Source organism: Rhizobium sp. 01N48, from assembly GCF_056399145.1.
In genome coordinates this window covers 147,216-167,908 of sequence record NZ_JBFTQT010000005.1, presented here as the reverse complement: position 1 = coordinate 167,908, position 20,693 = coordinate 147,216, and the positions used below count along the sequence as shown (strand labels likewise).

20 protein-coding genes and 2 pseudogenes are annotated in these 20,693 nt (G+C 61.3%); 13 read left to right on the top strand and 9 right to left on the bottom strand.

All coding sequences use genetic code 11. The features are described 5' to 3' along the window. Positions 1-369 precede the first annotated feature (369 nt). From modA to modC, 3 genes are all read left to right on the top strand, one after another. A complete protein-coding gene (modA, locus tag AC1DOG_RS12590) occupies positions 370-1,155 on the top strand; it encodes a molybdate ABC transporter substrate-binding protein (protein WP_477928393.1) in 786 nt (261 codons plus the stop codon). 74 nt (positions 1,156-1,229) lie between these two features. Then, positions 1,230-1,931 carry a molybdate ABC transporter permease subunit gene (gene modB / locus AC1DOG_RS12585; RefSeq protein ID WP_477928391.1) on the top strand — a complete coding sequence of 234 codons (702 nt, stop codon included), beginning with the start codon at positions 1,230-1,232 and terminating at the stop codon, positions 1,929-1,931. After that, on the top strand, positions 1,928-2,995 hold the full coding sequence (modC, locus tag AC1DOG_RS12580) for a molybdenum ABC transporter ATP-binding protein (protein ID WP_477928389.1): 1,068 nt from the start codon (positions 1,928-1,930) through the stop codon (positions 2,993-2,995). Before modB ends, modC begins: the two co-directional genes overlap by 4 nt. On the opposite strand, the gene AC1DOG_RS12575 is transcribed toward modC, so the two are convergent. Then, positions 2,992-3,372 (bottom strand): winged helix-turn-helix domain-containing protein, encoded by a 381-nt coding sequence (locus AC1DOG_RS12575; RefSeq protein WP_112942711.1) that lies wholly within the window; start codon positions 3,370-3,372, stop codon positions 2,992-2,994. The two genes, modC and AC1DOG_RS12575, sit on opposite strands and share 4 nt — an antisense overlap. A 206-nt stretch (positions 3,373-3,578) precedes the next feature. Here AC1DOG_RS12575 and rsfS point away from each other — a divergent pair, with 206 nt between their 5' ends. From rsfS to AC1DOG_RS12545, 6 genes are all read left to right on the top strand, one after another. Continuing rightward, positions 3,579-4,019: a ribosome silencing factor gene (gene rsfS, locus AC1DOG_RS12570; RefSeq protein ID WP_037112036.1), complete on the top strand. Its 441-nt coding sequence runs from the start codon at positions 3,579-3,581 to the stop codon at positions 4,017-4,019. Positions 4,020-4,150: 131 nt separating this feature from the next. Next, positions 4,151-4,633, top strand: a complete 483-nt coding sequence (gene rlmH / locus AC1DOG_RS12565) for a 23S rRNA (pseudouridine(1915)-N(3))-methyltransferase RlmH (protein ID WP_477928386.1) — start codon at positions 4,151-4,153, stop codon at positions 4,631-4,633. Between the two features lie 121 nt (positions 4,634-4,754). After that, positions 4,755-6,188 (top strand): murein hydrolase activator EnvC family protein, encoded by a 1,434-nt coding sequence (locus AC1DOG_RS12560; protein WP_477928384.1) that lies wholly within the window; start codon positions 4,755-4,757, stop codon positions 6,186-6,188. Next, entirely contained in the window at positions 6,178-7,500 is a 1,323-nt protein-coding gene (locus AC1DOG_RS12555) for a S41 family peptidase (protein ID WP_047509025.1), read from the top strand. Before AC1DOG_RS12560 ends, AC1DOG_RS12555 begins: the two co-directional genes overlap by 11 nt. 79 nt (positions 7,501-7,579) lie before the next feature. Then, on the top strand, positions 7,580-8,776 hold the full coding sequence (locus AC1DOG_RS12550; RefSeq protein ID WP_477928381.1) for a divergent polysaccharide deacetylase family protein: 1,197 nt from the start codon (positions 7,580-7,582) through the stop codon (positions 8,774-8,776). 11 nt (positions 8,777-8,787) lie between these two features. After that, positions 8,788-9,318 carry an RNA pyrophosphohydrolase gene (locus tag AC1DOG_RS12545; protein WP_477928379.1) on the top strand — a complete coding sequence of 177 codons (531 nt, stop codon included), beginning with the start codon at positions 8,788-8,790 and terminating at the stop codon, positions 9,316-9,318. Positions 9,319-9,374: 56 nt separating this feature from the next. Here the strand turns inward: AC1DOG_RS12545 and bfr are convergent, their stop codons facing one another. The 5 genes and pseudogenes from bfr to AC1DOG_RS12520 all read right to left on the bottom strand — a co-directional run bounded on the left by bfr (position 9,375) and on the right by AC1DOG_RS12520 (position 16,129). Continuing rightward, positions 9,375-9,860 (bottom strand): bacterioferritin, encoded by a 486-nt coding sequence (gene bfr / locus AC1DOG_RS12540; RefSeq protein WP_018901052.1) that lies wholly within the window; start codon positions 9,858-9,860, stop codon positions 9,375-9,377. Beyond that, a pseudogene (locus tag AC1DOG_RS12535) lies at positions 9,826-10,220 on the bottom strand ((2Fe-2S)-binding protein). Before AC1DOG_RS12535 ends, bfr begins: the two are co-directional and overlap by 35 nt. A gap of 94 nt (positions 10,221-10,314) precedes the next feature. Further along, positions 10,315-13,732 (bottom strand): annotated as a pseudogene (locus AC1DOG_RS12530) (error-prone DNA polymerase). Continuing rightward, positions 13,729-15,141, bottom strand: coding sequence for a Y-family DNA polymerase (locus AC1DOG_RS12525; protein ID WP_477928532.1), 1,413 nt, complete (start codon positions 15,139-15,141; stop codon positions 13,729-13,731). Before AC1DOG_RS12525 ends, AC1DOG_RS12530 begins: the two are co-directional and overlap by 4 nt. Positions 15,142-15,181: 40 nt before the next feature. Continuing rightward, entirely contained in the window at positions 15,182-16,129 is a 948-nt protein-coding gene (locus AC1DOG_RS12520) for an ImuA family protein (RefSeq protein ID WP_477928377.1), read from the bottom strand. A gap of 163 nt (positions 16,130-16,292) precedes the next feature. Between AC1DOG_RS12520 and AC1DOG_RS12515 the strand changes: the two genes are divergently transcribed. Beyond that, the gene (locus AC1DOG_RS12515; RefSeq protein WP_183899995.1) at positions 16,293-16,730 is read left to right on the top strand and encodes a metallopeptidase family protein; all 438 of its coding nucleotides are present in this window, start codon (positions 16,293-16,295) and stop codon (positions 16,728-16,730) included. Positions 16,731-16,766: 36 nt separating this feature from the next. Here the strand turns inward: AC1DOG_RS12515 and AC1DOG_RS12510 are convergent, their stop codons facing one another. Both AC1DOG_RS12510 and AC1DOG_RS12505 read right to left on the bottom strand, forming a co-directional pair. Next, the gene (locus AC1DOG_RS12510) at positions 16,767-16,973 is read right to left on the bottom strand and encodes a DUF1737 domain-containing protein (protein ID WP_018901046.1); all 207 of its coding nucleotides are present in this window, start codon (positions 16,971-16,973) and stop codon (positions 16,767-16,769) included. A gap of 11 nt (positions 16,974-16,984) precedes the next feature. Then, positions 16,985-17,908, bottom strand: a complete 924-nt coding sequence (locus AC1DOG_RS12505; protein WP_477928374.1) for an HpcH/HpaI aldolase/citrate lyase family protein — start codon at positions 17,906-17,908, stop codon at positions 16,985-16,987. A 112-nt stretch (positions 17,909-18,020) separates the two neighbouring features. Between AC1DOG_RS12505 and AC1DOG_RS12500 the strand changes: the two genes are divergently transcribed. The 3 genes from AC1DOG_RS12500 (at position 18,021) to leuD (ending at position 19,565) form a co-directional block, all read left to right on the top strand. After that, on the top strand, positions 18,021-18,263 hold the full coding sequence (locus AC1DOG_RS12500) for a hypothetical protein (RefSeq protein WP_477928372.1): 243 nt from the start codon (positions 18,021-18,023) through the stop codon (positions 18,261-18,263). A 137-nt stretch (positions 18,264-18,400) separates the two neighbouring features. Further along, positions 18,401-18,829 carry a VOC family protein gene (locus tag AC1DOG_RS12495; protein ID WP_477928370.1) on the top strand — a complete coding sequence of 143 codons (429 nt, stop codon included), beginning with the start codon at positions 18,401-18,403 and terminating at the stop codon, positions 18,827-18,829. A gap of 127 nt (positions 18,830-18,956) precedes the next feature. After that, positions 18,957-19,565: a 3-isopropylmalate dehydratase small subunit gene (gene leuD, locus AC1DOG_RS12490; protein WP_018901042.1), complete on the top strand. Its 609-nt coding sequence runs from the start codon at positions 18,957-18,959 to the stop codon at positions 19,563-19,565. A 61-nt stretch (positions 19,566-19,626) separates the two neighbouring features. On the opposite strand, the gene AC1DOG_RS12485 is transcribed toward leuD, so the two are convergent. Further along, a complete protein-coding gene (locus AC1DOG_RS12485) occupies positions 19,627-20,559 on the bottom strand; it encodes a pyridoxal-phosphate dependent enzyme (protein ID WP_477928368.1) in 933 nt (310 codons plus the stop codon). Positions 20,560-20,693: the final 134 nt, after the last annotated feature.

Sequence of the window (20,693 nt, the reverse complement as noted above, 5' to 3'; positions counted from 1 at the left end):
GGAGATCGCTGTCCGGTGAGAGACTTGTATGATGAGTATCACAGAAAGGAAAGCGGAATTGGTGCATCGCAGCAATGCATTTCTGGCATGTGTTTAAGTGTCGCACCCATCCAAATGCTCAATATCTGCGCACTACACTGGAGGTTTATCAAGTTTGATGGCCTTTTGTCAGATGGATACTAGAAAATGGCTACCGCCCGACCGCGCTAGTTGCTGCCTTGCGGCAGTCTACCGCCCATGACCCACGCCAGTGCGATCAGCTCGGCTGCGGTCCTGCGCCACGCGTTGCGTTCGACTGAATATAGCGCTGGTCAATAGCCAAGTTTCCGTTATATCTCTGCAGATATCTCGAAGCGTTGGGGAGCCAATATGCACAATCGTCGTCAATGGGTGAAATTCGCAGCCGTCGCAGTCTCCGCGATCTGGCTTGGTGCGACCGCCGGAACGGCCTTCGCCGCTGAAAAGGTTACGGTATTCGCAGCCGCGAGCATGAAAAACGCGCTTGATGCGGCCAATGCCGAATGGGCCAAGGAGAGCGGCAAGGAAGCTGTCGTCTCCTATGCGGCGAGCTCCGCTCTGGCAAAGCAGATCGAAGGCGGCGCGCCGGCGGATGTGTTCATTTCGGCCGACCTCGACTGGATGGACTATCTCGCCAAGAAGAGCCTGATCAAGGCGGACACCCGCTCCAACCTGCTCGGAAACAGCATCGTGCTCGTCGCCGCCAAGGATAAGGTCAAGCCTGTCGACATCAAGCAGGGCTTCGATCTGGCCGGCTTGCTCGGCGACGGCAAGCTCGCGATGGGCGAAGTCAAGTCGGTACCGGCAGGCAAGTACGGCAAGGCGGCGCTCGAAAAGCTCGGCATCTGGTCGTCGGTCGAAGGCAAGGTCGCAGGCGCTGAAAGCGTGCGCGCGGCGCTGGCGCTGGTCTCGCGCGGCGAAGCGCCGTTCGGCATCGTCTACAAGACCGATGTGAACGCCGATCCGGGTGTTGCGGTTGCCGGCACCTTCCCCGCCGATTCGCACCCGCCGATCACCTATCCGATCGCGATCCTGTCCGAGAGCAAGAACGCCGATACGGCAGCCTATCTCGACTTCCTGAAGTCGGAGAAGGCAGCCCACTTCTTTACCGAGCAGGGCTTCACCATCCTGAAATAATTGCGGTTTTATACGCAGCTGCCTAGTCTGAAGGCCCGCCACGGTGGGCCTTCGTTTTTTCAGGAGCATCGCATTTGGAAGCACTTGGTCTGAGCAGTGACGAATGGACGGCGATCATGCTCAGCCTGCGCGTGTCGATCGTTGCAATGCTGGCAAGCCTGCCCTTCGGCATCGGTGTCGCGCTGCTTCTGGCGCGGGGGCGTTTCTGGGGCAAATCCATTCTCAACGGCATCGTGCATTTGCCGCTCATCCTGCCGCCCGTCGTTACCGGTTTCATCCTGCTTGTGCTGTTTGGCCGGCGCGGGGTGATCGGAGCCTTTCTCGATCAGTATTTCGGCATCGTCTTCTCCTTCCGCTGGACGGGAGCGGCGCTTGCCTGCGCGGTGATGGCCTTTCCGCTGATGGTGCGCAGCATCAGGCTCTCGATTGAGGCGATCGACCGCAAGCTGGAAGAGGCTGCCGGCACGCTCGGCGCCAGCCCGGTCTGGGTCTTCCTGACGGTGACGCTCCCCCTCACCCTACCCGGCATCATCGCCGGCATGATCCTGGCCTTCGCCAAGGCCATGGGCGAGTTCGGCGCGACGATCACCTTCGTTTCCAATATTCCCGGCGAGACGCAGACGCTGTCGGCCGCGATCTATTCCTTCACGCAGGTGCCGGGTGGGGATGCAGGCGCGTTGCGGCTGACTTTGGTGGCCGTGGTTATCTCCATGGCTGCGTTGCTCGCATCCGAATTTCTGTCACGTCTCATCGGGCGGAGGATCGATCCGCAATGACGCTCGTTGTTCAGGCAAAGCATCGGTTTGACGCGTTCTCGCTCGAGGCAGGGTTCACGTCGGAACGCGGGATCACCGCGCTGTTCGGCCGTTCGGGTTCGGGAAAGACCTCCATGATCCGGATGATCGCCGGGCTGACGCGGCCCGACGAGGGACGGATCAGCCTCGACGGCGAGATACTGACGGATACCGCCAAGCGCATTTTCGTTGCCAAGCATCGCCGGCGGTTCGGCTATGTGTTTCAGGAGGCTCGGCTCTTCCCGCATCTGACCGTGCGCCAGAACCTGACTTATGGCCGCTGGTTCGCGCCGAAGGGGGCGCCACGGGAGAGCTTTGAGCGGATCGTCGGCCTGCTCGACATTGAAAGGTTGCTCGGTCGCAGTCCTGAGCATCTGTCAGGCGGTGAAAAGCAGCGGGTGGCGATCGGCCGTGCGCTCTTGTCGTCACCGCGCCTGCTTCTCATGGATGAGCCGCTTGCCGCGCTCGACGAAGCGCGTAAGGCGGAGGTGATGCCTTTCCTCGAGCGTCTGCGCGACGAGATGGATATTCCGATCGTCTATGTCAGCCATTCGGTGGCGGAGGTGGCGCGGCTTGCCGATCAGGTCGTCGTTATGCAGGACGGCCGGGTTAAGGCCGTTGGCGCGGCAACCGAGGTGCTCAGCCTGCCCGCCGCGTCGCTCGATCGGCGCGAGGCGGGCGCCTTGTTGCAGGGGCGTGTGGAGGCCGTGGACGAACGGCATCGCCTGGCCACCGTTGCGATGACGACCGTGCGGCTAAGTGTACCCGATGCCAGCCTTGCACCGGGCAAGGCGGTGCGTGTCCGTATTCCCTCGCGCGACGTGATGCTTGCCACCGAACGGCCAAACGGCCTCAGCGCGCTCAACGTGCTTGAAGGTGCGATCCTGGCGGTGACGCCTTCCGACGATGCGACCGTAGACGTCACGGTCGATTGCGGTGGTGACGCGATCCTGTCGCGGATCACCAGTTTCTCGGCGGAGCGCATGGCGCTGCGCGAGGGCATGCCGGTGTTCGCCATCATCAAGACGGTTGCGCTGGAGCCTTAGACAGCCGGCTCGGTGCCATCGATCAGGCGGTTGCTCTCCAGCCAGGCGAGGTCGTCGGCCAAGGTCACCCGGATCGTTTGCTCCATCTGCCGAAAGCGCGCCAGCAACTCCTCGCCGAATTCAGTCAGCGCCGCGCCGCCGCCCTTCTGGCCGCCGCGTTGCGATTCGACGACGGGATGCTTGAACATCCGGTTCATTTCGCTGACCAGCAGCCATGCACGCCGATAGGACATGTCCATCGCGCGGCCGCCTGCGGAAATCGAGCCGGTCTCCCTGATATGCTCCAGCAGTTCCATCTTGCCGTGCCCAAGGCGATCCTCATGCGGAAAGCTGATGCGAAGGACCGGAACAAGCGTGTTTTCTAAGGTGTTTTTCATTTGCAATCTTCGCACTGGGACGAAGCATCACTTTACTGAGGGCGATAGCAACTGTACACAGCCCCGCAGGATGCACTTGAGGCTGAGCCATCCGTTGCTGCCGCGCCAAATCCGGCATTCATGCTTTGTGATCGCGGGCGTCTTGAAACATTTATGGTTCGGTGCCTATCTTAACCATGATTTGGTTCGCCAAATCAGTGATGTGCATGCTTTGTCATTCCGAGAAAGGGAAAGCACTGACAACAGTACACGCAAAGGGAAGCACGAAAGTCGTTGTCCCGAAGAGCCCGGAACGTGGCGTTGATGCCGCTGCCCGCGCCCTGCACACCGTCCTCGTCAGCCTCGAGGACTCCAAAGCTGAAGATATCGTTTCCATCGACATTGCCGGAAAATCGGCGCTCGGCGACTTCATGGTCGTGGTATCGGGCCGCTCGAGCCGCCATGTCATGGCAATTGCCGACCACCTGCTCAGCGACCTCAAGGATGAGGGCTTCGGCTCCGCCCGGGTCGAAGGCCAGGATGCCGGCGATTGGATCCTGATCGATACCGGCGATGTTATCGTGCATGTCTTCCGTCCCGAAATTCGCGAGTTCTACAACATCGAAAAGATGTGGCAGGCTCCCGATCTGGACGAGACGCTGCACTGATACTCCAGCTGGCAGGCTGTCTGGACGCTGCGTCCGGCGCCTGATAGATGGCTCTGATTGGGCCGGCGGTGCTTTAGCCCCGGCCTGCGGCACCTTTGGGCCGCGAAAAGCCTGATAGCAGGAGCGGACATATGCGCGTTGGTCTTTTTGCCGTGGGGCGGCTCAAATCCGGCCCGGAGAAGGATCTTGCGGCGCGTTATTTCGACCGCTTTGCGAAGGCCGGTCCCGCCATCGGCCTCGAATTCTCCCGCGTTGTCGAAGTCGCCGAAAGTCGCGCCTCCAATGCCGATACGCGCAAGCGCGAGGAAGCGGGCATGCTTCAGAAGGCGCTGGCGGATGGCAGCATTCTCATTCTTCTCGACGAGCGCGGCAAGGCGCTCGACAGCGAAGGCTTCGCCACTCTTCTGGGCAATTACCGCGATCAGGGAAAGCGCGAGATGTTGATCGCGATCGGCGGCGCCGATGGACTTGATCCGGCGCTCTACGATCGGGCCGACGCAACGTTGTGCCTGGGCAAGATGACTTGGCCGCATCAACTCGTTCGCACGCTGATCGCCGAGCAGCTTTATCGCGCCGTTACGATCCTCTCCGGCCATCCCTATCATCGCGTCTGAGCGCTCACGCTCCTTCACGCAGGTGTGTCTTGCGCGATTGGGCGGCAGGCCTCAATCTTTCTGGCAAAGATGGTCAAATCAGCTTAATCTTCGCGCGGTTTAAGAGGATTTACCGATCGGCATGCCGACACCTGCATCCAAGCGAAACTATGTGATCTTGTCGGTTGCCGTGGCTGGCCTTGCCGCGTCGGCTCTCGGCGTGTCCGGATGGGTGTCCGCTCTGGCGCAGGAGCAGCCGCCCTCCGCGCAACCGGAATCGCCGCCGCCGACCGCGCCCGTTGTGGCTGCAGCACCTGATCCGGCCGTCGAACTGGAAAAGAAGCGCGACCAGACGCGCAGCGAACTGGATGCGCTGTCGAAGACCATAAATCTCTCTTCGAGCAAGGTCGCGGAACTGCAGAAGAGCATCGAGGATCTGGACAAGAGCACCAGCAGTGTTCGTCAGGCGCTGATCGATTCAGCCGCGCGGCGCAAGTCGCTCGAAAAGCAGATATTGGAGAGCGAGAAGAAGCTTGCCGATCTCGGCGTGAAGGAAGATGCGGTTCGCCACTCGCTGCATGAGCGGCGCGGATTGCTGGCCGAGGTGCTCGCGGCGCTGCAGCGGATGGGACGCAACCCGCCGCCGGCGCTTCTGGTGACGCCCGATGACGCGCTTGCTTCGGTGCGCAGCGCTATCCTGCTCGGTGCCGTTGTTCCCGGCATTCGCAAGGAAACGGATAAACTCGCCGCCGATCTCGGCAACCTGGCCTCTCTGCAGGCCGCAAGTGCCGCCGAGAAGGCCGGCTTGACGACGACGATGACGAACAGCCTCGAGGAAGAGCGGCGCATGGATTTGCTTCTCGCCGAGAACGAGAAATTGAGCCGAAGCAACACAGCCGAGCTCAATGCCGAGCGCCAGCGCTCCGAGGAGCTCGCGGGCAAGGCCACGAGCCTGGAGAGCCTCGTGGCATCGATGGAAAGCGAGATTTCGTCCGTTCGCCAGGCGACTGCCGCGGCGCGTCAGGCGGAGGAAAATCGCAGGCTGCTGACGGATGAACAGCGCGCGCAGGCCAAGGCTTTGGCGGATAGCGGGGTGCCCGATAAAAACCGCATTGCGCCCGCATATCCGTTCGGAGAATTGAAGGCCAAGCTGGAGTTGCCCGTTGCCGGCGATATCCTGCGCCAGTTCGGCGATGCCGATGGAACAGGCCACGAGGCGATGGGTATGACGCTGGCGACCAACCCGGAAACGGTGGTTACCGCACCGGCGGATGGTCTGATCGTTTATGCCGGCGCGTTTCGCAGCTACGGGCAGATGATCATTCTCGATGCCGGCGACGGATATCACCTGGTTCTCTCCGGAATGGAGACCATGAACGCGCGGCAGGGCAAGTTTGTTTTCGCCGGCGAACCGCTTGCGGTGATGGGTGCGAAAAGAGTGGCCAGTGCGACTGCATTGGCGCTGGAAACAAACCGACCAACGCTTTACATTGAATTTCGAAAAGACGGAAAGCCGGTCGATTCCCGACCATGGTGGACCGCCAAAGACACCGGAAAGGCACGCAATGATTCGTAGGGCTTCTCTTGTTCTGGTTGGCGCATTGATGGGTGCGACGGCCATGAGCGTCATCTATTCCGCCGGTGTGCCCGCGGAAGCGGCGGGGGCGTCCACCTACAAGGAACTGTCCGTTTTCGGTGACGTGTTCGAGCGCGTTCGCGCCCAGTACGTGACGCCGCCAGCCGAGGACAAGCTGATCGAAAATGCCATCAACGGCATGCTTTCGTCGCTTGATCCGCATTCGAGCTACATGAACGCCAAGGACGCGGCGGACATGCAGACCCAGACCAAGGGCGAGTTCGGCGGTCTCGGCATCGAAGTCACGATGGAAGACGAGCTGGTCAAGGTTATCACGCCGATCGACGATACGCCGGCCGCCAAGGCAGGTGTTCTCGCCGGCGATTATATCTCGGAAATCGACGGGCAGTCCGTCCGTGGCCTGAAGCTCGAAGACGCTGTCGAGAAGATGCGCGGTGCCATCAACACCCCGATCAAGCTGACGCTGATCCGCAAGGGCGCCGACAAGCCGATCGAACTGACGATCGTTCGCGACGTCGTGGCCGTGCAGGCGGTCAAGTCGCGCGTCGAGGATGATGTCGGGTATCTCCGTATCATCTCGTTCACCGAGAAGACGTATCCGGATATGGAAAAGGCGATCGAGAAGATCAAGAAGACCGTTCCGGCCGACAAGCTCAAGGGCTACGTGCTCGACCTGCGCCTCAACCCGGGCGGTCTGCTCGACCAGGCGATCCAGGTATCGGATGCGCTTCTGCAGCGCGGCGAGGTGGTTTCCACCCGTGGCCGCAATCCGGATGAAACCCGCCGCTTCAATGCCGGTCCTGGTGATCTGACGGATGGCAAGCCTGTGATCGTTCTGATCAACGGCGGCTCGGCTTCGGCATCGGAAATCGTCGCCGGCGCCCTGCAGGATCTGCGTCGCGCCACGGTTCTCGGCACGCGCTCCTTCGGCAAGGGATCGGTTCAGACCATCATCCCGCTTGGCGAGAACGGCGCGCTTCGCCTGACGACGGCGCTCTACTACACGCCGTCGGGCCGCTCGATCCAGGGCACCGGCATCACGCCTGACATCAAGGTCGAAGAGCCGCTGCCGGATGATCTGAAGGGCAAGATGGTGACCGAGGGCGAATCCGCCCTGCGCGGCCACATCAAGGGCCAGAGCGAGACGGACGAGGGCTCGGGCTCCGTCGCCTACGTGCCGCCGGATCCGAAGGATGACGTGCAGCTCAACTACGCGCTCGATCTTCTGCGCGGCAAGAAGACGGACCCGTCTTTCCCGCCGAACCCTGAAAAGGCCGTCAGCGCCAAGTAACGATCAGATGAGGCGTCAGGCCGGATGAGGATCCGGCCTGACGCCTTTTTGCTGTCCTGATGATGGAAGCAGCCGAAGAATGAATACCGATCTGCACGCGCCCCTTGGACAGAACCGCAAGCCGGGCGGCAAGCGCCCTGGCGTCTTGCGCACGGGGCGGGTTGTCGCTGGGCTTTGCCTCGTGCTGATTGGCGGCTTTTCGGTCTATACCGCCTTTCGCGGCGATGGCCTGAAGCGCGAGACACCACCCGCGAAGGAGCAGGCATCCGCCGTTCCCACCGATACCGTCCAACAGACCGCCACGCCCGATGCAACGCCTCCCAACGGCATGCCGCGCAGCGAGCCGAATTCCGGCGCCAATGTCGAGCGCATGACGACGGGCGATGGCTCGGTGGTCACCAAATACAGCCCGAAGACCCGCGACGGAAACGGCCCCGTGCTGATCGACGCCATGCAGGTGGGGCAGGATCCGCGAGTGGCCGCATTGCCGAATGATGCCCTGCTCGAGGCGTCGTCGTTCGGGCGCTTGCCGATCGTTGGGCCCGATGGTCGCCGGCCGATGGACCAATATGCCCGACCATGGTCCGGCGCGCATGGAACGCGGATCGCGATCGTCGTGAGCGGGCTTGGCCTCAGCCAGACGGGCACGCAGCGGGCGATCCAGCAGCTGCCCGAGGAGGTGACGCTTGCATTCGCCGCCAGCGGCAACAGCCTGCAGCGCTGGATGCAGGAGGCGCGCCGGTCTGGTCATGAGATATTGATTCAGGTGCCGCTCGAACCTTTCGATTACCCGGCGAACGATCCAGGTCCCGATACGCTGCTGACGTCGAAGAGCGTGGCCAAGAATATCGAGAGCCTGCACCGGGCGATGGGCGAAATCACCAACTACACCGGCGTGCTGAACTATCAGGGCGGCCGTTTCCTCTCGGACGCGAATGCGCTGGAGCCCGTCATGCGCGATATCGGCAAGCGCGGGCTGCTCTTTCTCGACGACGGCACCTCGGCGCAGTCGAAGACCGCCGCGATCGCCAAGGGCACGGAGACGCCATACGCCTTTGCGGACGTGCAGCTCGACGGGCAGGTGGATTTCAATGCGATCACCAACAAGCTTGACGAACTCGAGCGCGTGGCCAAGCGCAACGGCCAGGCAATTGGTGTCGCCTCGGCATTTGACGAAAGCATCGATGCCATTTCAAAATGGACGGAAGAAGCGGCGATGCGCGGCATCGAGATCGTCGGGATCGCCGCGCTGACCAACGATCCGAAGAAACCCTAGCAGAGACAAACATGAGCCAATCGACCGTTAAAGCCGAAGATCTGCCCTATCGCCCCTGTGTCGGCGTGATGATCCTCAATCGCGCCGGGCTCGTCTGGGCCGGCCGCCGGATCCCGGCGGAGAACTCGGAATATGACGGCTCGCCGCAGCTGTGGCAGATGCCGCAGGGCGGCATCGACAAGGGCGAGGACCCGCTGACGGCGGCCTACCGCGAGCTTTATGAAGAGACCGGGATGAAGACGGTGACGCTGCTTGCCGAGGCGAAGGACTGGATCAACTATGATCTGCCGCCGCAGCTGATCGGCATTGGCCTGAAGGGAAAGTTTCGCGGACAGACGCAGCGCTGGTTCGCCTTCCGTTTCGATGGCGACGAGAGCGAGATCGCCATCAACCCTCCGCCGGGCGGACATTCCGCGGAATTCGACGCCTGGGACTGGAAGCCGATGGCGGAATTGCCGGAGCTGATCGTGTCCTTCAAGCGCGGCGTCTACGAACAGGTGGTCGGCGAGTTCAGCCATCTCGCCGGATTGCCGGCCGCCTGACTGATGGCGCCTATTTTGGATGCCGGCCGCCTGGGCGACCGGCTCCTGTGGCTTGATTACTCGGCTTGGTCGGCGGAGTCGGCGTTCAGCTGGCCATACTTGGCTTCGCCGATCTTGCCGAGGAGTTCCAGCTGCGTCTCAAGGAAGTCGATGTGGCCTTCTTCGTCCATGAGCAGCTCTTCGAAGAGCTTCATGGAAACGTAGTCGCCTGCCTCATGACAGATATCGCGGGATTTCTTGTAGGCGGTGCGGGCGTCGTATTCGCCGGCGAGGTCCGCTTCCAAAACTTCCTTGACGTTCTGGCCGATGCGCAACGGCGCAAGCGTCTGCAGATTGGGATGACCTTCGAGGAAGATGATGCGCGCGACGAGCTTGTCGGCATGCTGCATTTCTTCGATGGATTCAGCGCGCTCTTTCTTGGCGAGCTTTGTGTAGCCCCAATCCTCGAGCAAACGATAGTGAACCCAGTACTGATTGACAGCACCAAGCTCCAAAAAGAGGGCCTCGTTAAGCCGCTCGATGACTTTTTTGTCGCCTTTCAATGTCCGCTCTCCTGTTTTCTTCATGGAAGTTTCTGAGGCGGGACATGAAATCAAATATTTCGGCATCCGTCGAGTGCCGACGGGCGTGATAGTCCTCGGTCGTCTGAATGATGATGTCGACCACATTCGGGAAACAGCCGCAGCAACGGCCGCGTTTTTCCATGGCGTGGTAGACTTTCGCAGGGACAATAAGCTGCCAACAGTCCTCATCGAGAAGGCTGTTGATAACCTCCCGGATTTCGGTGTCGGTTATGTAGTTGCAACTGCAGACAAGCACGTCTTCATTCCAAACATGACAATGACTATCGTCTTTTTGCTAAAGAAGACGCTCGTTGTCAAGAAAGATTCATATTCCGGCATTGCCGCTTCGCCCACCTTACGGCTCGCTTACGATCCAATCGAAACGGATGGCTCTCCGCTTGCGACGATGCCTGATCGGACTCGATATTGAAAATCAATGAAAATTACGGCCCTTCGGCATGACCGAGGCCGTGGCTTCATTCCGCTCCCGATTGTCCCGCGTGGTTATTCTTTTTTCCATCACTGCTTTCTCCAATGTCTCGTTGAGCTTCTTCTGCCGGGGATCGGCGGTCGGTCGGCGCGCTTCGTCCGAGCGGTCGCAGACGCCGAAGCGGTTCGCCTCCTTCTGCAATAGCCCCAGAGCGTGCGTCATGTCCTCGATGTGATCGACAACCGTATGGATCACCCCGCTCTGGCTCTGCAGCTTGCCGCGGATTTTGACGAGCCGGGCGCCCATGACGATGGCGCGGTATTTCTCGAAGGTCTTCGGCCAGACGATGGCATTGGCGACGCCGGTTTCATCCTCCAGCGTCATGAAGATAACGCCCTTGGCCGAGCCTGGGCGCTGGCGCACCAATACGAGGCCGGCAATCGTCACCCATCGACCGTTCGGCACCTTGAGCAGGTCGACGCTGCGGGTGATGCCTATGCCGCGCAATTCGTCGCGCAGGAAGGACAGGGGGTGCGCCTTGAGCGACAGGGACAGATACCGGTAGTCCTCGACCACCTGCTCGCCCGGCAGCATTTCAGGCAGTCTGGCTTGCGGCTCGACCTGCAGGTCGAGATGAGATGCCTGATCGAACAACGGCAAGCGCTCGGCTGCACTCTTCACATCCAGCGCACGGACCGCCCATAGCGCCTCGCGCCGGGACAGGCCGATGCTGTTGAAGGCGTCCGCATCCGCCAGCCGCTCGATATCGGATTTGTCGAGGCCGGAGCGCAGCCAGAGATCGCGGATGGAGGTATAGCCATATCCCCGATGCGCCATCAGTTTCTCGCGTATGGCCTCCTCGGATAATCCCTTTACCTGGCGAAAGCCGAGGCGGACGGCGTGGTTGGCTTTGATTACATCGCTCATCTCACGATGGCGGAAATCAATCCGACGATTGTCGAAGCGTCCGTCTTCCAGAAGGCAGTCCCAATCCGAACTGTTGATATCGACCGGCCGTATCTCCACGCCGTGTTCCCTGGCATCGCGAACCAGCTGCGCCGGCGCGTAGAAGCCCATTGGCTGCGAGTTTAGCATGGCCGCACAGAAGATATCGGGATAATAGGCCTTCATCCAGGAGGAGGCGTAGACGAGCAGCGCGAAGGAGGCCGCGTGGCTTTCCGGAAAGCCGTATTCGCCGAAGCCCTTGATCTGGTTGAAACACTGTTGTGCGAATTCCCGCGGGTACTCCTTGGATACCATTCCGTCGATGAAGCGCTGTTCGAAATTGCCGATCGTGCCCGTCCGCTTGAAGGTTGCCATGGCGCGGCGCAGTTGATCGGCCTCGGCAGGCTCGAAACCGGCCGCTGTGATGGCGATTTGCATGGCCTGTTCCTGAAAGAGCGGTACTCCAAGTGTTCGCTCAAGGACGCCTTCCAACTCCGGGCTCGGATAGTCGATAGGAATACCTTTCTGTCGTTGCTCCCTTCGCTTCAGGTAGGGATGGACCATGTCACCCTGGATGGGGCCGGGTCGGACGATGGCGACCTCGATGACGAGGTCGTAGAACACTCGCGGCCGCAGGCGCGGCAGCATGCTCATCTGCGCGCGGCTTTCGATCTGGAAGACGCCCAGCGTATCGGCCCGGCACATCATGTCGTAGACCGGCTTCTCGTCCTCATGCGTGTCGTTGCCTAGATCGGCCAGCGTCTTCTTCACGTCGTAATGCAGCAGCAGAAGATCGAAGGCCTTGCGCAGGCAGGTCAGCATGCCGAGTGCCAAGACATCGACCTTGAGGATCTTCAGATTGTCGAGATCGTCCTTGTCCCATTCGATCATGTAGCGATCCGGCATCGCCGTATTCATGATCGGCACGACCTCGTCGAGCCGGTCGCGAGTGATGACGAAACCGCCGACATGCTGGGTGAGGTGACGGGGGAAACTCAAGAGTTCGGATGCGTATTGCAGGACGTGGTTGGTTACGGGGTTTCCGGTGTCGAGGCCAGCGGCCTTTGCTTCCCGTTCGGACAGCTTGTCATCCGACCAGCCCCAGACCAGGCTGCCGATCGCCGATTGCGACCTCGCGGCCTGCGGACCGGGTGCGGTAGCTGGTGACGGCCGCCGTCAGCCCGGCATGCTCCTTGCCATAGCGCTTGTAGATGTGCTGGATGACCTCCTCGCGCCGGTCATGCTCGAAATCGACGTCGATATCGGGTGGTTCGTCGCGGTCTGTCGACATGAAGCGGTCGAACAGCAGCACGCTTTTCTCAGGGTTAACCTCCGTGACTTCAAGGCAGTAGCAGATCACCGAATTGGCGGCCGAACCGCGGCCCTGGCAAAGGATCTTGAGCTCATAGCGGGCATGCATGATGATCCGGTGGACCGTCAGGAAATAGGGCGCGTATTGCTTCTCTCTTACGAGGTCCAGTTCGTAGACGATCTGTTCGCGGGTCTTCTCCAATATGCCTTTAGGAAAGCGCCTTGCCGCTCCCGCCCATGTCAGGCGCTCCAATGTTTCGTAAGGGGTTTCGCCCGCGTCGTTCTCATCGGGATAATTGTGCTTCAGTTCGTCCAGGCAAAAGCTCAGCTTGGAGAAGAACTTCTCCGTGTTGGCAATGGCATCGGGATATTCCCTGAAAAGCCGTGCCATCTCTCTTCCATGCTTCAGATAGCGTTCGGCATTCGGCGCCAGCAGAAAGCCGGCCTCCGGGATTGGTACGTGCTCCCTTATCGAGGTGACAATATCCGATAGGGGGCGTCGGGCGGTGTCGTGATAGAGCGGCTGGTTGGAGGCGATCAGGGGGACGCGGTTTCTGGAAGCGAGGATCGAAATCACCGCAAAGACGCGCTTGTCGCGGCCGTCATAGGTTGATGTCATCGTCATGTAGAGCTTGTCACGGAAGCGGGCGCGGAGACGACCGACGCAGGCTTCGAATGTGTCGCAGCGCTGGGGATCGTCGGCAACGGCAGGATCAGGGATGATCGCTAGCATCATCTGGTCGCCCCATTCCAAGAGGTCCGCTTCCACGAGGGTGCAGCTGCCCTTTTCCGCGCGCAGATTGCCGGCGCTCAGGAGGCGGCAGAGATGTGCCCAACCCCTTCGATTTTGCGGGTAGGCCAGAATATCGGGCGTTCCATCCGAGAAGACGAGCCGCGCACCGGGTTGGAGACGGACCGGGTCGAGGACGTCCTCGGGGTTCTCGCCCTTTTCCAGCAGGCCCTGTTCTTTCCGCCCGAATTTCTTTCGAAGCGCCGTTGCCTGCGCGTGCGCCCTGACCACGCCAGCGACCGAATTACGGTCGGCGATGCCGATGCCGCCTAGCCCTAGGACCGCGGCCTGCAGCACCATTTCCTCAGGCTTGGAGGCACCCTCCAGAAAGGAAAAGTTGGTCTTGGCGCCGATCTCAAAGAAAGCCTGTGTCATGCGAACATCCCGTGCATGTACCAGCTTTGCGTCTCGTCCTGGCCGTACAGACCCTTGCGATAGATCCAGAAGCGGTGGCCCTGATCATCTTCGACGCGGAAATAGTCGCGGGGCTGCGTATCCTTGCCGTCGAGCCACCATTCCATGGCAAGCCGTTCCGGCCCCTCGCTTTTGACGATACGGTGGCGCATGCGGCGCCAGTGAAAATTAGCCGGCGCGCCATCCGGCACCTCGATGGCAAAGGCATCCATCGGTTCCGCCCTTTCCAGGAGACGCGCAGGTCTCTCGCCGCGTGAGGGGGCGGGATTTCCTGGCGGGATCTTCGCGGTGAGGCCATCGATGGCGGGAACCGAAATCACGGCCCTTTCCGGCAGGTGGCTTTCGCGTAGTTGGAATGTCTGCAGGCAATCTGATCCCAATCGCGCGGAGACGCGATCGACGAAGGCTGCCAGCGAGGCATCCTTCTGCTGATGTCCCTCGAAGTCGCTCTGGGCTGTATCGAAGGCTTCGTGGCGCAGGACATTGAGGCGCAGGATCTCGAACCCGTAGCCGGCATCGAGATCGTCATGGACGGCCTGCAGGCGTTCGGTGAAGAGGACGGCGATGCGCCTTGGTTCCCGCAGCGGCCTTGTCGTGCCGGCCGCGATGCGGAAGACCTTGCCATCGACGCGAAACAGGACGAGTTCGAAAACGCGGCCGCCGACGCCCCGCGCCTCCAGCGACGGTTTGAGCGCATGGGCGATCTGGTCGGTGACGGCCAGAATCTCCTCTTCCGCAGCGACCGGTTCCATCAAGCGGCGCTCGGCCGAGAGGCTGGCGACGGGCAGGCGCGGCGATATCGGCTCCTCGTCCGTTCCAAGCACCTGATCAAGCCGCAACAGCACGCTTGCGCCGAAACGGCGGGTCAGCGGCGCGCGCGGGGTTTCCATCAGGTCGCCGATGTATTTCAGGCCCATCTTGGTGAGTGCTGCGACCGTGTCGTCCGAGAGGCGAAGTGCGGCGACCGGCAGAGGGGCGACGACACGCTCCGTCTCATCCGCGTCGATCACGCCTCCCTGGCCGAAGCGGCTGACCGCCCAGGAGAGGCCCGGGGAGGCAGTGATCGCGCCCCGGACGTCGATACCCATTTGAAAGAGCCTGGACAGGATATCCTTGAGGAGCGCCTTTTCACCGCCGAAGAGGTGGGCGCAGCCGGTGATATCGAGAAACAGGCCATCCCTGCCGTCGAGCGCCACAAGCGGCGTATAGCGATCGCACCAGTCGGCGATGCCTTCGAGAAAGCGCAGGTCGGCGGCCGGATCCTCCTCGATTACCTCGATCGTCGGGTGGATGGCGCGGGCTTCGGCGACACCCATGCTCTTTTTCAGGTTGATCGTCTCGGCTGCCTCGTCCAGCGCCGTTAGCCGCATGGTGTTGGCGTGGCGGCCGGAGCAGACGATCGGCGGCGTCTCAGGACGATTGCGCAAACGCCAGGCGAGACCCCACTTCCTCCTGGATATGCGATCGGTTGGCAGATGCGGAAAATGCAGCGCCAGAATGCGCTGAGCGTTCGCCTGGAAAGCGAGTGTCGGCTGATGGGCGGACAGGGAAAAACCGGCGGTCATGGGGGTTCCACTCCAGAAGAATGGAGAAGGGGGCCGGGTTTCGGCTCTTCTCCAGGGTGATGCGAAAGATCGGATTGCCGATGCTGCCGCCCAGCATCGAACCATCAGGCAGGGGCCGCGCCGCAGATGGCGCGGGTTCGGCAAGAAAGCGGAAGATGGCGCTGCTGGCTTCTTCCTCCGCTGCCTGCCGCAACAGGAAAAGCGGGCGGCGCGACGCCTTTGCCCGCAGGTTGAGACGGCGGCTCTCCGTCAGGCCGAAGGGCCTGGGATTGCCGCGAACTTCGAGAATGGTGGCCGGAAAGACGCCGCTTTCGACGGCGGTTTCCGCCAACCACAGCGCGTCCTCCAGCTTTTTCGGTGCGGCGTGCAGGAACAGCCGTGGCTTCAGGCCGAAATCGCCGAGGCCAACGGCATAGGGCCGTCCCGCCTCCATCGTCGCCACTGTGTCTGCGATCCAGAGGATCGGCAGGTGCGCGTTCGCCCCCTCCTCTTGCCGCTGAAGCATGGCCGCGATCGCCAGAACGAAGCCGCTGCTTGCGCCGGCATTGCGCAGCAACGTCGTGCGGATTTCGGTCATGCCGTCAAGCGGAAGGCCGCCGTCGAGCGCTTCATCCAGAGCGGGGATTCCGAGCTGCAGGCGCAGGGCGTCTTCGCTCCCGGGCTTGTCGAGAACGGTGTCGGCCAAAGCCTGGTTTTCCGCCGCCGCCAATGCGGGCACCGGTTTTCCTTCAAGCTTTGCAATGGTTTCGCGGAGCGCAAAAAGCCGCTCGCGCCCCACGGCCGACTGTGCCACGACGTCACTCCATCTATCGGATGTTCCTATTATGTTCTTATGGGTTCCAGAGCTGGCCCGAAGAGTCAACAGTCGTTTGATGTGAATTTATTCCTGCCTTTGATTCCGCTCTCGAAAATCAGCTGCAAAGGCTCTATATGGGCGGCAAAGGAAAGGAGCTTTTATGGCTCGCATAGACCAGAGCGACAATTGGCAGGATCGCCACGCTCCGACAATCAGCACGTTCGAGTCCCTGGCGATGGAGGCTTACAGCCACCTGCCGGAAGAATTCCGTGCGTTGACCACCAATCTGACGATCGAGATCGAAGATTTTCCCGACGACGATGTGTTCGAGGACATGGCCCTGGAAACGCCGTTCGATCTGCTCGGCCTGTTCGAAGGGCGCGGGATTTCCGAGCGCTTCACCCTGGAAACGGGCGAGCTGCCTAACCGCATTCGCCTCTACCGGCGGCCTATCCTCGATTACTGGGCCGAGAACGACGAGACGCTGGGCGATATCATCACCCATGTGCTGATCCACGAGATCGGCCACCATTTCGGTCTCAGCGACGACGACATGGAGCGGATCGAGGCGAGCGCCGAAGAGGCGGCCGAGCGCTAGGCGCTGGGCTCTTTACGCAGGTCTTGGCCGGAATTCTTACTGCTCGGAAAGCTTCATGTCGGGGTGATAGTCCTTGCCTTCGACATGCTTGACGATAGCCTGGGCGCACATCACCTGGCCGGTCTGCGAGTTGAAAGTCATGGCCGGCGAGCCGTTTAGCGACCAGCCCTTGTTGAGGGCGTCGGTTACGCGGTGGCAGAAGGCGGCGTCGTCCTGGCCGGTCAGAAGGCGGTAGAGCTTCATCACATCGTCTTTCAGTTTGCCGTCTGGCCTTTTGCCTTCTGGCGATCTGCAATCAGGCGGGCTTTATGAACCAGAGTTTCCGCCTGGACAAGATGCAGCCGCTCGATCATGCGGCCGTCGACATTGATGACGTTGAGGCCATCCGTGGCGGGGTCGGCGAAGGCTTTCATGATCGCCTCAGCTTCGGTGATGGCGGATGTGTCCGGCCCGAAATGCCGGTTGGCGGGTTCGATCTGCGTGGGATGGATCAGCATCTTGCCATCGAAGCCCATGGCGCGTGCCTCGGCGCATTCGGTATCGAAACCATCGATATCCTTGAAATCGTTGAAGACGCTGTCGATGGCGCAGAGGCCGTAAGCGCGTACGGCGAGGATCACCTGCATCAGCCAGGGCACGAGATACTGCCGGCCGGGTTGCGGCAGCACGCCTGTTTCCTTTCTGAGGTCGTTGAGGCCGACGACGAAGCAGTCGAGCCTTGAGCCCGCCGTTCGCCCGGCCTCGGCGATCGCCGCAGCATTGAGGATGCCGCGCGGGGTCTCGATCATCGCCCAGATCCGCAGTTCGTCGGGTGCATCGGCATCCGCGAGCAGATCGCTGACTAACATGACGTCCTGCGGTTCGTTGACCTTCGGCAGCAGAACGGCATCCGGCTCCAGCGCGCTTATGAGTTCCATGTCGGCGCGGCCCCAGTTGGTGTCGAGGCCATTGATGCGGATGATGCGTTCCTTGCCCTCGAGCGGTTTGCCCTGAAAGAAAGCGGCCAGGTTATCGCGCGCTTCGTCCTTCTTCTCCGGCGCTACGGAATCCTCGAGGTCGAAGATCACCGCATCGCAATCGAGCTGATGGGTCTTTTCAAGCGCGCGAGGATTGATCGCGGGAACGCTCAGCACCGAGCGGCGCAGGTTCATCGAACGGGTGAGGGGAGACTGGCTCATCACGAATGTGTGTCAAGCTTTGTGACCGATGGCAAGACAACAAAAAGCCATGCTTATCTTGCAGAAGACAAGACGAAGGACCACATTCCTTTCCTAGAAAGGTTTCAAACCCATGCAGAATATTCGTTCCGTCTTCCTTTTGCTTGCAGGCATCACCGCATTCGCAGCATTGGCGCTCCTCACCTTTTCGGTGACGCTCGCCGTCGGCGCCATTCTGACGGTGCTGATGGTCGGCCGCGCTCTCTCGTTGAAGATGAAGGCGGCTCCGGTCTGCGCAAGGGCGAAGTCCAAGACGCGCGATGGTCAAACCATGCGCATCTGGAACGACGGTCGCGGCACGATCATCGATCTCTGATCGCCTCTCTCCGATCGCTTCTGGCGTCCCGAATTTATTTCATTCAGTCTGTCGGCTGGCGTTTTGCTCGCGCGTCCTAGATGCGGCAGGGCTTGTGTCTGCACAAGCATCACGCCCAGGCATCAATGGAGGACTGCATGGAAAGCGAAACGCAAACCGGCCAGATGGCCATGCCGCCGGTCAAGAACGGACTGCTCCCCTACATCACTGTCGACGGCGCGCTGAAGGCTGCGGAATTCTACGAAAAAGCTTTCGGTGCCGAGCAGGCATTCGTCGTGCCGCCCGATGAGAATGGACGCACGATGCATGTGCATCTCTACATCAACGGCAGCTCGCTGATGCTGAGCGACGCCTATCCCGAACACGGCCACCCCTTTCGGCCGCACCAGGGCTTCTCGTTGCAGCTTGTCGTCGACGATATCGATCTCTGGTGGGAGCGGGCGGTGAAGGCCGGGGTTGAGGTGGTCATGCCTGTCGAGCGCATGTTCTGGGGCGATCGCTATGGTCAGCTGCGCGATCCCTTCGGCGTCTCCTGGGCGATGAACGAGCCCGCCAAGGCTGGCTAGATCAGCCGCGCCCGGCCGGACGATTCTTCAGGGCGCTGGCCGGGGCTGCAGATTCCCCTTCATTTTGCCGGGAAACTGGACTAAACGCTGATCAACACACTATCTCTGCCGAACTGGAGGCCAGGCCATGGAAAAATTCACCAAGCTGACGGGCGTCGCCGCCCCTCTGCCGGTTGTCAACATCGACACCGACATGATCATCCCGAAGGATTACCTGAAGACGATCAAGCGCACCGGCCTCGGCAAGGGTCTCTTCGCGGAAGCCCGTTACAATGAAGACGGCACGCCGAACGAGGATTTCGTCCTCAACAAGCCAGCCTACCAGAACGCCAAGATTCTCGTCGCCGGCGACAATTTCGGCTGCGGCTCCTCGCGCGAGCACGCGCCGTGGGCGCTGCTCGATTTCGGCATCCGCTGCGTGATCTCCACCAGCTTCGCCGACATCTTCTACAACAACTGTTTCAAGAACGGCATTCTGCCGATCAAGGTCAGCCCGGAAAATCTGGAAAAGCTCCTGGACGACGCCTCGCGCGGCTCCAACGCCATCCTGACGGTCGATCTGGAAAACATGGAAATCACCGGCCCCGACGGCGGCTCCATCAAGTTCGATCTCGATGCCTTCAAGCGTCACTGCATGCTGAACGGTCTCGACGATATCGGCCTGACGATGGAAAAGGGCAAGGAAATCGATCAGTTCGAAAAGGCCAACGCCGCTTCCCATCCCTGGGCCGCCTAAGCGCCTCGGCAGGATTGCATGATCAAGCCGGTGGGTCCGCCCGCCGGCTTTTTATTTGGCCTCAGAGCAGCCGTTCTCTCCACATCTTGAGCTTTTCCAGCGACACGCCGATGCCGCCGCAGACCTCGATCAGCGGGTTCTTGAAGCGGGCGAGGAGGTCGGGGTGGGTGTCGGCGACGGCAAGGGCGGCGCCGCAGGCGGGTTCGACGAGGATACGGTAGGCGTCGGCGAATTTCAGGCAGGCGGCGACGGCTTCAGCGTCGGTCACCGTTACGCTCTCGATCGGATGATGCTTGGGAAGGTCGAAGACATGCTGGGCGACCTGGCGGGCGCCGAGCGAGGTGGCGATCGAGGTGATGGCGGGCAGGGTGATGCGTTCACCGGCTTTCAGGCTGGCGTTGAAGGATGCGGCACCTTCGGTTTCGACGGCGATGACGGGCACATTATCGAGGCCGTTGCGTTTTAGGCCGGCGACGATGCCGGCAAGCAGGCCGCCGCCGCCGACGCTGGCAATCACGCAATCGAACTCGGCGCCCTTGGCCACCACTTCGTCAATCAGCGTGCCGTGGCCTTCCCAGAGCAGCGGATGGTCGAAGGGGTGCACATAGGCAGCCTTGCGCTCTGCGGCGAGATTGACTGCATGGGCGTTGGCCTTGTCGAAGACGGAGCCGTGGACGAGGACGGCGGCGCCGGTGGCTTCGATCGAGCGGCGAACCTCCTCTGAGGTGGTTTCCGGCACGACGATGGTGACGGGCACGCCGAGCGCACGGCCGGCATAGGCAGCGGCGATCCCGGCGTTGCCGCCGGAGGCGCAGAAGATTTCCTTCGCGCCGTTTTCCACTTCGTGCTGGCAGAGCCGGCCGACGCCGCGCAGCTTGAAGCTTCCCGCGGGCTGCAGCGCGTCCAGCTTCAGCCAGAGCGGCCGGTTTGCGGCGCTATAGTCGGCGGATGTCAGAAAGAGCGGGGTGTCGAGATGGAGCGGTGCGGCGGGCATGGGCGTTTTCCGGGTCATGGTCACGATGCCCTTCTTGTTGCTCAGCCAAATCGCGGGGTCAACCGATCTTCAACTCTGGCGCCAACCGTACCGAAACGGCCTCTTCATCGCTTGAAATGCCCTCTGCCGAGGGA